Source organism: Paraburkholderia sp. RL18-101-BIB-B, assembly GCF_046026985.1.
GTDB lineage: Bacteria > Pseudomonadota > Gammaproteobacteria > Burkholderiales > Burkholderiaceae > Paraburkholderia.
Genome location: NZ_JARESV010000009.1, coordinates 1 through 12,426, shown reverse-complemented (window position 1 = coordinate 12,426; position 12,426 = coordinate 1). Strand labels below are relative to the sequence as shown.

14 protein-coding genes are annotated in these 12,426 nt (G+C 56.9%); 3 read left to right on the top strand and 11 right to left on the bottom strand.

Going from position 1 to position 12,426, the window contains the following annotated elements; genetic code table 11:
* Positions 1 to 212: 212 nt before the first annotated feature.
* The 5 genes from P0D73_RS15670 to P0D73_RS15650 all read right to left on the bottom strand — a co-directional run bounded on the left by P0D73_RS15670 (position 213) and on the right by P0D73_RS15650 (position 4,530).
* On the bottom strand, positions 213 to 671 hold the full coding sequence (locus P0D73_RS15670) for a DUF2846 domain-containing protein (RefSeq protein ID WP_408431892.1): 459 nt from the start codon (positions 669 to 671) through the stop codon (positions 213 to 215).
* Positions 664 to 1,062, bottom strand: coding sequence for a hypothetical protein (locus P0D73_RS15665; protein WP_408431890.1), 399 nt, complete (start codon positions 1,060 to 1,062; stop codon positions 664 to 666). The genes P0D73_RS15670 and P0D73_RS15665 overlap by 8 nt, the downstream gene beginning before the upstream one ends.
* A gap of 114 nt (positions 1,063 to 1,176) precedes the next feature.
* Entirely contained in the window at positions 1,177 to 2,244 is a 1,068-nt protein-coding gene (locus tag P0D73_RS15660; protein WP_408431888.1) for an HNH endonuclease, read from the bottom strand.
* Positions 2,241 to 2,624 carry an HIT family protein gene (locus P0D73_RS15655; protein WP_408431886.1) on the bottom strand — a complete coding sequence of 128 codons (384 nt, stop codon included), beginning with the start codon at positions 2,622 to 2,624 and terminating at the stop codon, positions 2,241 to 2,243. Before P0D73_RS15655 ends, P0D73_RS15660 begins: the two co-directional genes overlap by 4 nt.
* 442 nt (positions 2,625 to 3,066) lie before the next feature.
* On the bottom strand, positions 3,067 to 4,530 hold the full coding sequence (locus tag P0D73_RS15650) for a mechanosensitive ion channel domain-containing protein (protein ID WP_408431883.1): 1,464 nt from the start codon (positions 4,528 to 4,530) through the stop codon (positions 3,067 to 3,069).
* Between P0D73_RS15650 and P0D73_RS15645 the strand changes: the two genes are divergently transcribed.
* Entirely contained in the window at positions 4,433 to 4,936 is a 504-nt protein-coding gene (locus P0D73_RS15645) for a UTRA domain-containing protein (RefSeq protein WP_408431881.1), read from the top strand. The two genes, P0D73_RS15650 and P0D73_RS15645, sit on opposite strands and share 98 nt — an antisense overlap.
* Here P0D73_RS15645 and P0D73_RS15640 read toward each other — a convergent pair.
* The 3 genes from P0D73_RS15640 to P0D73_RS15630 are packed head-to-tail and all read right to left on the bottom strand — an operon-like array spanning position 4,846 to position 5,640.
* The gene (locus tag P0D73_RS15640; protein WP_408432151.1) at positions 4,846 to 5,067 is read right to left on the bottom strand and encodes a hypothetical protein; all 222 of its coding nucleotides are present in this window, start codon (positions 5,065 to 5,067) and stop codon (positions 4,846 to 4,848) included. The two genes, P0D73_RS15645 and P0D73_RS15640, sit on opposite strands and share 91 nt — an antisense overlap.
* A 21-nt stretch (positions 5,068 to 5,088) precedes the next feature.
* Positions 5,089 to 5,367, bottom strand: coding sequence for an H-NS family nucleoid-associated regulatory protein (locus P0D73_RS15635; protein WP_408431879.1), 279 nt, complete (start codon positions 5,365 to 5,367; stop codon positions 5,089 to 5,091).
* 24 nt (positions 5,368 to 5,391) lie between these two features.
* Positions 5,392 to 5,640 carry a hypothetical protein gene (locus P0D73_RS15630; RefSeq protein ID WP_408431877.1) on the bottom strand — a complete coding sequence of 83 codons (249 nt, stop codon included), beginning with the start codon at positions 5,638 to 5,640 and terminating at the stop codon, positions 5,392 to 5,394.
* 945 nt (positions 5,641 to 6,585) lie between these two features.
* Between P0D73_RS15630 and P0D73_RS15625 the strand changes: the two genes are divergently transcribed.
* Positions 6,586 to 7,884 (top strand): cation:proton antiporter, encoded by a 1,299-nt coding sequence (locus P0D73_RS15625; RefSeq protein WP_408431875.1) that lies wholly within the window; start codon positions 6,586 to 6,588, stop codon positions 7,882 to 7,884.
* A gap of 81 nt (positions 7,885 to 7,965) precedes the next feature.
* Complete coding sequence (locus P0D73_RS15620; protein ID WP_408431873.1) at positions 7,966 to 9,270, top strand: MFS family transporter; 1,305 nt, start codon at positions 7,966 to 7,968, stop codon at positions 9,268 to 9,270.
* Positions 9,271 to 9,667: 397 nt separating this feature from the next.
* On the opposite strand, the gene flgE is transcribed toward P0D73_RS15620, so the two are convergent.
* From flgE to P0D73_RS15605, 3 genes are all read right to left on the bottom strand, one after another.
* A complete protein-coding gene (gene flgE, locus P0D73_RS15615; RefSeq protein ID WP_408431871.1) occupies positions 9,668 to 10,903 on the bottom strand; it encodes a flagellar hook protein FlgE in 1,236 nt (411 codons plus the stop codon).
* A gap of 27 nt (positions 10,904 to 10,930) precedes the next feature.
* Positions 10,931 to 11,647 carry a flagellar hook assembly protein FlgD gene (locus P0D73_RS15610; protein WP_408431869.1) on the bottom strand — a complete coding sequence of 239 codons (717 nt, stop codon included), beginning with the start codon at positions 11,645 to 11,647 and terminating at the stop codon, positions 10,931 to 10,933.
* A gap of 20 nt (positions 11,648 to 11,667) precedes the next feature.
* A partial coding sequence (locus P0D73_RS15605) for a flagellar basal body rod C-terminal domain-containing protein (protein WP_408431867.1) occupies positions 11,668 to 12,426 on the bottom strand: 759 nt, incomplete at its 5' end.

The following is a 12,426-nucleotide window of genomic DNA, read 5'->3' as shown; positions in this document are numbered from 1 at the left end:
GCTGAAACGGTGAGACAAATGAACAGCCCGCCGCAGACTAAAACCGGCCGCTCGGGCGTCTCCCACCACGGTGGCGAGGACAATTGCCCAAGCCCCCATTGGCTTACGCATTAGTCGGGCAAGGTTACAGCCCAGAGCTTAATGAAATGGACCGGGTACAGCGCAATTGAGTTGACCGGTCATTCATGCCTATGATTGGAACGCGAAGCTCGTTACTTCGAGGCAGCGGTAGTCGGAGTTCCGGTGTAGTGCAAGTCTTCGATGCTCTTGGTCGCTTCGTCGGAGGACTCCAGCGTGGGGATGACGCGACCTACAAGTAGCCCCAGTCCAACGCTTGTTTTTACATATTTTGTCTCACCTGCGTCGAGCTTGAACGACAGCGTTTTCTCAGTTTCGGTTGTCGTCGACACGACGTACTGGCCGGCTGGCTCATCGACGAAGAAGAATCCCCCCGGCTGCGACTTTCCGACAGCTTGACCATTCAGATTGATAGTCGGCTGCATGGCCGCGCCGAACATCGAGCTTGAGCGATAGAAATAAATCCGTCCCTGCGCTTCCTTCAACGTCGGAATGGAAGAAGCAACGTCCTTATATTGCGGGCCACTCGCGCATCCAGACGCAACAACCGCTACAAACGCGCTGGTTGCCAAAGCTCGGAACAGGTTAGTCATTTATTTTCTCTAGTAGTATGGGTTGAGATGGCTTCAAAGGGGAGAAGTGAGATTCGCCAGCCAGATAGAACCCCACCAAGTTGTTCTCTTTAACGACAAGATAGGCTTCATGCACTTGGCGCCCTTCGATGGTAAATATTCCATCAACGGGACGGAGAACAAGCCCTTGCGGAACTTCACCAACCGGCCGCCACAGGGAACCTTCTTTCACTTGTCGCGAATATCCTGTCGTCAATTGGACCGTAATTGGCGCGGCAGCGCGGAAGCGCTCCTGTTGACGCGCTGCAGTGAATAACGACAACTCGGTGCTTTGGACCGATATGGCGGGCGCACAAGCGGAAAGGACTAAGACGGCAAGTGCCGAAGCCACAAAAGCATAGTTTTTGAACAAGGTGAGCGAGCCTCGGTGTCATCTCCAACCCACCTTATCGGCATGCTCCGACCGAACTTGAGAAAATCATGCCGTGTCGATGTCAATCCGATATCCGTCAGCGCTTCGGCTCGCTTAATGCGCCGATAGCAGGCTTACATAAAGGAAATCGATATTCTCGTAGGTCGAGGGGGACAACCAGGCGCGGCCGCCAGTGCCGCTGGCGACCGTGTAACCCCAAGTTATCACACGCTGTACGGTGCCCCTGTCACCCGAAACGCCAGCCAGCAGCCCGATTTCAGTGAGCTGCTGCTCTTTGACCAAGAGACGTTCTAGCCACCGCTCAAGATGGGGCTTCGCCGCGAGGGTGTCCGATTTGCTGCGATTACAAGCCGGATGAGCGAGGACGAAGTTGTGAACTAGGTCTCTTGGGTAAAGCGAGAAAGGAACGAAGTGGTCAACGTCTGCATCGACCAGCCCTTCTCCACAGTAGAAGCACCGAGGACCATCCAGTTTTCGCAGGTTAGCGCTGATGATGGCGAGCGACTGACGAGAAGATGAGAACAGGAAATCCTCGAGGTCGTCGGCGTTGCCGAGAATTGGGTGGTTCCGGCGGTTCGCCTTGATGTGCGCTACCCACCGGGTTCGAGCCATCTGCTCCACGAGGGTGTAGAACCGGCGTAGACAGTAGCTAACGCCCGGCTTCAAAGTAACGCCGCCTCTTAATGGCCGCTCATATAGGAACGGGTCCGTCACCCCGCCGAAATTTTGGAGATAGTTCAACGGCTGCGCCGATACTACGGCCGCAACCTTCGACAACAGAGGCGCGTAGCCAGGGAAGCTAGATGCCTGGAGCGCTGATGATGCTGAGGTGCTTGCTCGAAACTCCGCGATTGCGCTCAAAATCGCTGCCTGAACTCCAAGGTTCTGGACCAGGACGCCGGGTTGGCTGCCTGGCCGACCGGTTCCGTATGGAATCGCATGTTTCCAATAGAGGAAGATGAATCGCTCTGCAATTTGACGAGTGGTCAGCGTCAGTTGCGCGCCGTCGTCGGCTCCGTGCTCGACCGCCAATTCTGCGAACGAAATCAGAAGCGCGAACTTATACGTGGCTGTAAAGTCGCCCTCAGCGAACAGTCGTTGAAGCTTCGCGAGAAAAGCCAGTTGCGCTTCCGGGGATGGCGGCGGAGGGTTGAGACTCAATCTCGCTTGCTCCAATAGTCTGCCTTTGCCGGCAGTACCCATCGAATTCCACCGCGGGGGTCCGGCAAGTCGCCCTTGAACCGCGGTATCAGATGGATGTGCAAATGCGGCACAGTCTGCCCAGCAGCCGGGCCGTCGTTGATGCCCATGTTGAATCCGTCCGGCGCATAACAGCGGACCGCCGAAGCCTTCGCATCATCGAGGAGCGCGAAAAGACAGTCACGCTCGTCTTTAGTCACTTCGAAGAATGAGCCAACATGGCGCTTTGGTATAATGAGGCTATGCCCGGGTGAAACCGGGTAGCCATCAAGTATCCAGAAAGCGTGCTCGTTATTGCCGACGATACGAGAACGGGAAATTTCACAGAAAGGACAGGTCATTGACGTCGCCGGTGAATATCGGACTCACGCATTCGGCTTCGTCGTCGCGGACGTCGACGACACATCAGCCAATCGCTTGATTTCAGAACCCGCGTGCGCCCAGCGTCTGCGGCTGACCCTCGTCCCGCAGTCTGGCCAATCAAATCAACTCGACATCGCGTTCAAGCATTCTAGCAGTCGCGAATGAAGATGCTCTGAATGGAGCGCCGACGTCGTGAATCCGCTGAGGCTCTTCGCCGCTTCGGGCAACAGGTACTCCGAGAGGACCTGGCACGTCTCTCCAGACTCTTGAGCGCGGGGCACTCGAATATGCGCGGACGGGATAAAACAGTCTCAGAACCAACTAACACGAAGCTATCGCGCAAATCCCACTCGTCGATGCTGCACTTCCCGCGTCGGTTATCGAGGACACCTGCCTCTTCATGAGTCGCCATCGGATGGTCTAAGAATCATCGTGCAGCGAATGCAGGTGCCGAACTTTGTCAAACAGCCACTGAAATAGCGAATGACCTTTTTCCTGCTCGATTGAGGTCTGGGTCGTCAACTTACCCAGCGCGTCCTGCCGGTAGGCTAGTTGCTGACATAGCTGCTTTGCGACCTCCGGATGGTCTTTGAGGAACGCCGTCATGTCGTCCTTGCCTAGCTGATACAGCACGGAAGGCGTGAGCGTCGAAATCGACACGTGCATCGATAGCCCTGCTAGCAGGCCCGCCTCCCCGAATGACTCACCCGGGCCGACCCGGGCAATCTCACGGTCTTCTGCCGATTCGCTGAGCCTCACGGAAAGTACGCCCGAGTACACGATAGAAAGACTGTCTGGCACCGTGTCAGGCGCCAGTACCTGCTGATTCGCCTGGTACTCGTGCCGGGAAAGTCGTTCTGCAAGCCGTGTCACTTCATCGCCGGTCAGACTCTCAAACAGGCTGACACGGCTGAGCAGCGCCTCTTTGGCATCATGAGCGGCAAAGGCAGGCGCGGGCACACCAAGCGAGCGCAGCGTCACGCCTGAGGCGGCAAGATGCCGGTAGCAAAGGTCGAACAGTTCGTTGGATGTGGCGAGCTTCTTGTTCATGTCGTCGACGAACGCGACAACCTCATATTGCACCGTATTTAGTGTGGTGCGCCTCACGCGTGCATACGGAGATGGAACATCCAGAATGGCGTTGCAGCCCTTCAGAGCGCGGCCTAGAGCATCGAGCACCGTCTTCGGCCGCGCCTCGGGCTCAATCTCAAGGACGAGTGATAAGCCGTGTACATCTGCTGGCCTGCTGTTGTTGAAGATTTTCGCCTTCGATGCAACAGCGTTCGGCACGATAAGCGTATTCCCTTGACCAGTCAGCAGGTGCGTGGCCCGCCAGTTCATTTCGATTACTTTGCCCTCGACGTCGTCGATTATCACCCAGTCGCCGACCGAATATGGCTCGGTGGTGTTCAGCACTATGCCTGCGAATACGTCGCTGAGTGTGCTTTGGATTGCCAAACCCAGCACAATAGCGAGCGCACCTGATGTAGCGACGAGGCCACGCACAGGCAGTTCGAGCACGAAGCCGAGGGCGGCCACGATTGCGGCCAGAAATACCACGGCCCCGAACACGTCCGAGAATAGCCGTTGCCTTCGCCAGGCGCTTGGCAACAGCAGTGTGTCCAATGAGAGAGTGAGCAGACGAGCGCCCATCAACCACCAGATTATCTCGAGCACCTGCCCTAACCAGTGCAACCGGGCCGCGCTCTCGGGACTCGTTTGGGTGATTGGGCTTAGACCGGAGGAGAAAAGCACCCAGCTCAGCGCAGAAAAAAATGCCAGTCGGATGAAGAGCCGTACGAGCTCATTTGCAGGCATCCGGAAGCGCCATACGATGACGTCTAAAACGACGATACCGAATCCGAGAATTAACGGATATTCCACAGGCGCTCCTCCTTCCTATCAGGCGACTACAAGAGCATACACATCTGAACGCGTACACGTGGCAGTGCGTGAGCAGCCTGTCGACGGCACTTTTCGTGTCGAGCAACGGTCAGATGAATCCGAGACGGTTCCTCGCCGAAAGTGCAGACCGTCCTTCCGTCTCTCGGTATGCCGCACATGTCCGGAGGGTCGGCGAAGTTACGACCGCGCCATCGCGGAAATCCAGCAGGACGTTCACGCGTTGAACGTGAAAGGTGAAACGACCAAAAGGTTGCAGGCCGAGGCCGGAGAGGTCATGCTTGAAATAGTTCGACGCTATTTTGATGCGGCCGGAGACGTGTTCGAGGTGTCTGTCAGCGTCCATCCGGCGACGCGGTTCTCGGTCTCAATGAGATTGACGAGATAAATTTCATCAAAAGTTCGCAGCCGGAACGCAGGCACCTTTTCAGAGAAGAGGCAACGGATGACATCGATTTCATGTATCAGTCGGCGCCAGTTGTTGGCTAACGCCTTCCCAACAGCTGCGGTCGCAAACATCGCTGTCGGCGGAGTCCGCGCTCAACCTATGAAATACCTCGACCGGTCTTTGTCACCAGCCAACCACGTCGGCGCCCGCCCGCGCCCGCTCCAGGTCGCACCAGACGCGGAGTCACGATAAAGCGCCGACTGCGGCCCTTCTACTGCCCCTTCCCACTGGCCACGCCAGTCGTCGTCTTGGACGCCGTCGCGGATACAGTTTTCGACTCGCTCGCAGTATCTCCTTTTGTGAACAGCGATTTTCAATCGTCCGCTCCAGCCAATAAATTGCTTCTCTGCGGTTCCGGCCACAGCCCCCATAAGGCAACACAAACCGCCGGTCTGTTACCACCAAATCCGCGAGTCGACCAGTCGCTCCCGGCCCAGATGCCGCGATATCGCAAACGACCCTGCGCAACGCTGCGGCATTGTGGTCGCAAGCAAAAATGCAGCGTAAACTACCCGACCGTCGTCGAGAGGGATGCGCACCGTCACACGCTTCGCGCCACACTCTGCCTGCACTCGGTCGATTGCAACCATGGCGTGCAGCCTGCATGCGCCCAGCGATTCAAAAATCGTCGAGTCGCTTTCCATGTCCTGCACTCCAATAGGCCCCTTCTTGATGAGAGGCGTATAGCGCATCCGTCGCGACACATGAGACATGGCCCGTTTGAGAAGGACTCCCGCATTGCGGTATGTCAAGATGTTGCCCGACCCGGACACCGCGGAGTCATCCAATCCAGAATCAGTCATGCAAGAGGACCCTATCAGATATCGGCATGCCCTCTCCTACGTCAACGAGCATGGTCACACATATCGCGAGCAGGTAACGATAAACGATACCCGCCAATGTGGCTGATGCCTCGTCGTCTCGCGCGTGGAATAACCTTCTCTCGCCCGAAAAGGAACTCTGCATACAGGCAGACAGCCGAGACACGCACGCTCCTCCAACACACCTATTGATTTCGCGGACAAGGTAATGGTAGTCGTCAAGGGATATTGGCCCCAGCCTCACATAAAGGCTGAACCGGCATTGCTGGTCTGTCTGTACTACAAGCGCGACGGCCGCCCGGAGGTACGGGAGGCGCCAACACGACGCGACACTTGCCCCCGAGTACCGTGGAGCACATTGTATGCACCAGATTGTTCGACGTGAGCGATATGTGTTTTCTGTCCCGAGGGCTTTGTGGAGACCAGTGTTTTGATTAGTCTATGAGTTATCGCACTCGGACAAACTGGCCACATACCGTTTTGAATAGCTGAGAAATTCCGTCATTTCCATTTACGAACAAACCCCTCCCTCCTGACGCTCGTCGTCATTGGGCACGACTTCGGTTGTGCCCATTTTTTTGTCACCAACGAACAATCGGAAAAAACTGTTCACAAGCAAATAATTGAGGGGCGATTGCCATCTCTTCAATTTATCAGCCAACTACTCTTCGCAAACGTACGGTCGTCGGCAGCCGAGAACAAGCGGCGGTTGAATATTCCGCGCCGTAGGACCATCACAGGATATTGCATGAAACAGGACGCACGCGGATGACCATGTTCCAGGGTGTAGGCATTCTTCTTTCACTCATTGCCGTCTTTGGTCTCCTGAATCAAAGGTTTTTGAAATTGCCCGACACACTTGGCATCACCGCCGTCGGCTTGATTGTCAGCCTTTGCTTCCTGGTCGCTAGTTACGGAAATCCTGGTCTCGTTGTCGTTGCACGGAAGGTGGTCAGCAACGTCGACTTCGCGGACATAGTTTTCCACGGGCTTCTTAGTTTTCTCCTGTTCGCAAGTGCGCTTCACGTCGACCTGACGCGAATGCGCACGGTAAAACTGCCAGTATTCCTGCTAGCGACAGTTGGGGTGGTCATTTCTACCGCAGCGGTCGGTGCCGGATTTCACCTGCTGACCTTGGCGATGGGACACCCCGTTGGATGGCTATGGAGCCTCGTCTTCGGAGCGCTCATCTCGCCAACAGACCCCATTGCCGTAATGAGCGTCCTGAAGAGCGCCGGGGCCGCGGAGGACCTGAAGATAAAGATTGCGGGTGAGTCACTCTTCAACGATGGCACCGGCGTGGTTGCATTCCTTACGCTCGTTGGTTTGGCGACCGGAACGGCGGAATTCTCCCTAACCCAGGTGCTCGCTACGCTTCTCCGCGAGGTGGGCGGCGCCATTGTCGTCGGCGTTACCCTTGGATACGTTGCATTTCTCATGTTGCGCAGTCTCAAGAGCTACGCGGTTCAGATAATGGTGACGCTCGCACTCGCCACAGCCGGGTACAGCGCCTCAGAATTGCTGCATGTATCCGCGCCACTCGCGATGGTCGTCATGGGACTCGTCATTGGCAACCACGGAACGAAGAAAGCGATGTCTGCGCGGACGCGCGAACACCTGTTCGGTTTCTGGGGCCTGCTGGACGAGCTACTAAACCTTGTCCTGTTCGCGCTCATCGGACTTCAAGTCATTGCACTCTCATTTGAGTTCGACGTTGTATGGGTGGGTCTGGCCGCCGTCCCAGTTGTGTTGCTGGCTCGAGCGATTAGCGTGGCAATGCCGCTCGCAGCCTTGCGTGGCTTCCGCAAGGTAAGCCCACACTCGGTAAAAATCATGACGTGGGGCGGACTCCGCGGCGGCATTTCAATTGCGCTAGCGCTCTCGGTGCCGGACTTCCACGGCCGGGAGATGCTGATAGGCGTCACATATCTGGTAGTCGTATTCAGTCTTCTCGTGCAGGCCACGACCCTAGGAAGGTTGGTAAAAAAACTGACTTGCTGCACGGTTGCGCCCAAACGAACTGACGCGACAGAGGATGGACCGAATTCTCAACCCGGTACCGCTTGACAGAATGATTAGCAACTCCGCAGGAAGCGGCAATTCGACCGCTGGATATTTACGACTAAAGCAACAAAGGATAGAAAAAGCATGACTGATTTCAAAGACGCGCAGGTCGTCTCAGCGCAAGATACTCGCCGACGTGTTCTCGCCATCGTCGGTGCCTCATCCGGCAACCTCGTCGAATGGTTCGACTTCTACATATACTCGTTCTGCGCCATCTATTTCGCGCCGGCGTTCTTTCCCAGCGGCAACACCACTACGCAGTTGCTTAATACGGCCGGCGTATTCGCCGCAGGCTTCCTGATGCGTCCGATTGGCGGCTGGTTTTTTGGGCGACTGGCCGACAAACACGGCCGGAAGACATCAATGCTTGTGTCTGTTTACATGATGTGTGGCGGTTCGCTGGCCATCGCATTCCTTCCAACATATGCCCAGATTGGCGCGCTGGCACCCGCTCTTCTCCTGCTAGCGCGCCTGTTTCAGGGCCTGTCTGTTGGCGGCGAGTACGGTACAAGCGCGACCTATATGAGTGAAGTCGCGCTCAAGGGCCGTCGCGGTTTCTTCTCATCTTTCCAGTACGTGACGCTCATCGGGGGCCAGCTCTGTGCGCTACTCGTACTCATCATCCTGCAACAGACTCTCTCTGCGGACGAACTCAAGGCCTGGGGCTGGCGCATTCCGTTCATCGTAGGCGCAGGCGCGGCGCTCGTCGCGCTCTATCTGCGCAAGTCGCTAGAAGAAACGACGACCGCAGAATCGCGTCGTCAGAAGGAAGCCGGTACGCTGCGAGGTCTCTGGAAGCATCGCAAGGCATTTACATCTGTCGTGGGTTTCACTGCCGGCGGCTCACTCATCTTTTATACGTTCACCACCTATATGCAAAAGTATCTGGTGAACACGGCAGGGATGCACGCCAAGACAGCAAGCAATGTGATGACAGGCGCACTATTCGTCTTTATGTGCCTTCAGCCGCTCTTTGGCGCGCTATCCGACAGGATTGGTCGCCGCAAATCGATGCTGCTTTTCGGCGCGCTCGCGACGCTGTGCACGGTTCCGCTGCTACACGCTCTCAGGGATGTGACTAGCCCCTTCATGGCTTTTGTGTTTGTGACCATCGCCCTGACTATTGTCAGCTTCTACACCTCGATTAGTGGACTCATCAAGGCTGAAATGTTCCCGCCCGAAGTGCGCGCACTTGGTGTGGGCCTCTCGTACGCCGTCGGAAACGCGATGTTCGGCGGCACGGCTGAATACGTTGCGTTGTGGTTCAAGCAGGCCGGCAGCGAGACGACGTTCTACTGGTATGTGACCGCGCTTTGCGCCATTTCCTTTCTTGTCTCGTTCAGCATGCGCGATACCGCTAAGGAAGGCTATCTGCGTCACGAGCGTTGATTTGGTGAATAGAGGATGGGAGCCAGCGCTATTCCGCTGCCTGTTCCCTCTGCAGTGCGCGCTCAAGCATCTTGAAGCGAGGGGCGGGGGGGCAGGCGCGACCTCGTCATCTTAATAAAAAGTTACCGAGACAATGACCATCACTACGCTTCATCCCGCCTCTGAGCAGAAGCGCCTAGATGAAGTACGTCACGCAAAGCACGAACACCGGAATGTGCGTTATCTCGGCGGCGCTGCTACTTCGACCATGCCTCGCCCTGCTCCAACCCCGGGAAAGCACGAAGCGCTAACCCCCCAACCTAAAAAAGAAAAGGCTGCGCACCTGAGAGGTAACGCGGCCTTTTTGTTGGGTTTGGCAGATGAGACTCTCCGGTAAGAAAGCCTCATCTGCCTCCGATTACAGGTTGATAAGCGTGTTATCGACCGCCTGCTGCGTCTTGATGGTCTGCGCATTCGCCTGATAGTTGCGTTGTGCAGAAATCATGTGCACGAGCTCAGAGGTGAGGTCGACGTTCGAAGCCTCAAGCGCCCCACCCTGCAATGCTCCGTGGTTAGTCGAGCCCGGCGCCGAAATTTGCGGGACGCCCGACGAGTTCGTCGCTGCGTACTGATTGCCCCCGAGGTTGACAAGGCCGTTGGGATTGTTGAAGGTCGCCAGCGCTACCTGTCCGATGGCCATGGTCTGGCCGTTGGAGTACATCCCGACAATCGTGCCGTCCACGTCGACCGCGAAGGTTGCCAGACGCCCCGACTCGAAACCGTCTTGGCTAAGGTTATTGATGCCAGTTTTACCGCCGTACTGCGTCGTTCCGCCAATGCTCAGCGAAAGGCTCTGCGGTGTCGCGGAGCCGTCCGTTGTCGCCACAGTAAAGTCAAACGCAAGGGGCTTCGCCGTAGGGTTGCCCGCCGCGTCGGTCGTCGAGACCAGATTGCCAGAGGTATCGAACTTCGCCGTGCCTATCTGCGTAGCGGCGCCAGTTGTCGAGCCTGCGTACACGTCCCAAGAGCCGGCGGCCGTCTTCACGAAGTACATGTCGACCTGCTGCGAACCGCCGAGCGAATCATAGACCACAGTGGACGTCGCGTAGTTGTAGCTCGAAGGGTCGCCTTTCGCGAACGGGGTCGTCTTCGGCAAGCTGTCCTGCGCGTTCAGATTTAACCCCGCAGTGATAGCCGTAGTGGCCTTCGGCGGCAGATTACTCATCGGCACGCGCAACGGCACGGTTGACGCCGTGTTGACTACGCCCGACGCGTCGGCGTTGTAACCCATCAGATTCTGCCCGGCTCCGTTCACGATGTACCCATCGCGCAGCTCGAACACGCCGTCACGCGAATAGGTGAGCACCCCATTGCTCTGCATCTGGAAAAACCCGTTTCCGTTGATAGCGATGTCGAGCTCGCGCCCGGTGTTCGTGATACCGCCCTGGGTGAATTGCTGCTGCACTTGAGCGAGACGCGTGCCAATACCAACCTGGTTGTTGACAGCAGTGGCCACTGAGTTCGCGTACATATCCGCGAAACGCGCGACGCCCTGCTTGAACCCAACGGTGTTGGCGTTTGCGACGTTGTTGCCAATGACATCGAGGTCCCTCGATGCGCCGGCAAGGCCACTCAGACCGGTTTGATAACTCATGATATTTTCCTCGAGAAGAGCGAATCGTTAAACGATGGCCGCGAGGTCGTTCAGACCGACAATCGTGCCGTTAGACAGTGCGAGTCCGGGTGTTCCATCCGGCTGTTTGACTACCGCCTGAACGACGGACGTCGAGAAGGTTTTGAGCGGCATCTCCTTGCCGCCAACAGTTGCAGTCGCGGTGAACGTATAGGTGCCGTCCGGCAGAGGGTTACCGCTTTCGTCCTTGGGCTCCCAGCTGACCGGCACCGTCCCGGCTGACTGTTTTCCAAGATTTATCGTATCTACGACCTGACCAGCGGAGTTCTTGACTACAACCTGGACGTCAGTCGCATCACTTTCTAGTTGCAGCCCGAAGCCGGCGGACTTACCCTCGACGACGGCGGCAGAGTTACCAGGGGCAAGTACGGTGGACCCAATCAGCAATGCAGCCTGGGTCTGCTGACCCGCCGTGAGCTGCGCGGCCAGCGCGGCCAGCGACACATTTAGTTGGGCGATGCCTGATACCGTATTGATTTGCGCGAGCTGCGATGTCATCTGCGAGCTGTCCATCGGGCTCGTCGGGTCCTGATTCTGCAGCTGAGCGATGAGCAGACGAAGGAACGTGGCCTGGAGGTCTTCGGCCTGGTTGCTGCTCGCGGATTTGTTCGCCGCTTCCTTGCGCGTACTTGTGCCGTTGACAGAGTCGAGCAGCGCTTGCGAGGGCGGCGCGCTGTCCCTGAAATAGGTGTTTTGTGCGTACATGTGGAGTCCGGTTGGGTTGCTTATCGGAAGATGCCCAGCACGGTGTCAAACATCGTTGATGCCGCCTGAATGACCTTGCTGTTGGCCTGATAAAGCTGCTGGTAGTACATGAGGTTCGCCGCCTCCTCATTGATGTTCACACCCGACATCGACTGCTGCGCATTGCCAACCTGTTGGACAACGGCGTTCTGTGCTGCGGCCACGGATTTCAACTGGTTAGTGGTGTTGCCAATGCCGTTGACGTAATTGCCGAATCCGGTGCTGAGGGTTACACCATTGAATGCCTTGGATGTCAGGATGTTCGACAGGGCGAGCGCGTTGCTGCCGTCACCGGTTGCGCCCGTGTTGGGACCAATCGTGAACGTATCTCCGTTCGCTGGTTTGCCGGATAGTTCGAGTTTTACGCCGTTCATCTCGCCCGTTGTGCTGTTGGAGACAGTCAGCGCAAGACCTTTTACGGGGTCGTACGGCACAGGCGTATCAGCTGCCGTAATCTCAATCGTTGTTGGCGGTGTGCCGTCGACGGTGACCGTCGAGCCCACGGGAAATCCGGTCAGCTGACCCGGTTCGGGACTCGACATGAACTTCAGACTGGTCGGCGTTGACGGGATGAAATAATTACCCCCGGTCACACCGACACTCACCTTACCGTCGCCGGTGTTCGTGGTGCTGGGGCTACCAGTCACCGGCGACGCAGCTGCAATGGCGGCGCCATCCCTTGTCGCAAGACGAAAACTTTCGAGCGCGCCGCGCGTGGGCAAAACGGTAAAAGAGTCACC

Coding starts and splice junctions, on each gene's coding strand:
- P0D73_RS15630 (WP_408431877.1), bottom strand. CDS start 5,640: ATGGAAAGCGACTCGACGATTTTTGAATCGCTGGGCGCATGCAGGCTG.
- P0D73_RS15620 (WP_408431873.1), top strand. CDS start 7,966: ATGACTGATTTCAAAGACGCGCAGGTCGTCTCAGCGCAAGATACTCGC.
- P0D73_RS15640 (WP_408432151.1), bottom strand. CDS start 5,067: ATGTTTGCGACCGCAGCTGTTGGGAAGGCGTTAGCCAACAACTGGCGC.
- P0D73_RS15655 (WP_408431886.1), bottom strand. CDS start 2,624: ATGACCTGTCCTTTCTGTGAAATTTCCCGTTCTCGTATCGTCGGCAAT.
- P0D73_RS15610 (WP_408431869.1), bottom strand. CDS start 11,647: ATGTACGCACAAAACACCTATTTCAGGGACAGCGCGCCGCCCTCGCAA.
- P0D73_RS15670 (WP_408431892.1), bottom strand. CDS start 671: ATGACTAACCTGTTCCGAGCTTTGGCAACCAGCGCGTTTGTAGCGGTT.
- P0D73_RS15635 (WP_408431879.1), bottom strand. CDS start 5,367: ATGGGGGCTGTGGCCGGAACCGCAGAGAAGCAATTTATTGGCTGGAGC.
- flgE (WP_408431871.1), bottom strand. CDS start 10,903: ATGAGTTATCAAACCGGTCTGAGTGGCCTTGCCGGCGCATCGAGGGAC.
- P0D73_RS15645 (WP_408431881.1), top strand. CDS start 4,433: ATGAAGAGCCGTACGAGCTCATTTGCAGGCATCCGGAAGCGCCATACG.
- P0D73_RS15625 (WP_408431875.1), top strand. CDS start 6,586: ATGACCATGTTCCAGGGTGTAGGCATTCTTCTTTCACTCATTGCCGTC.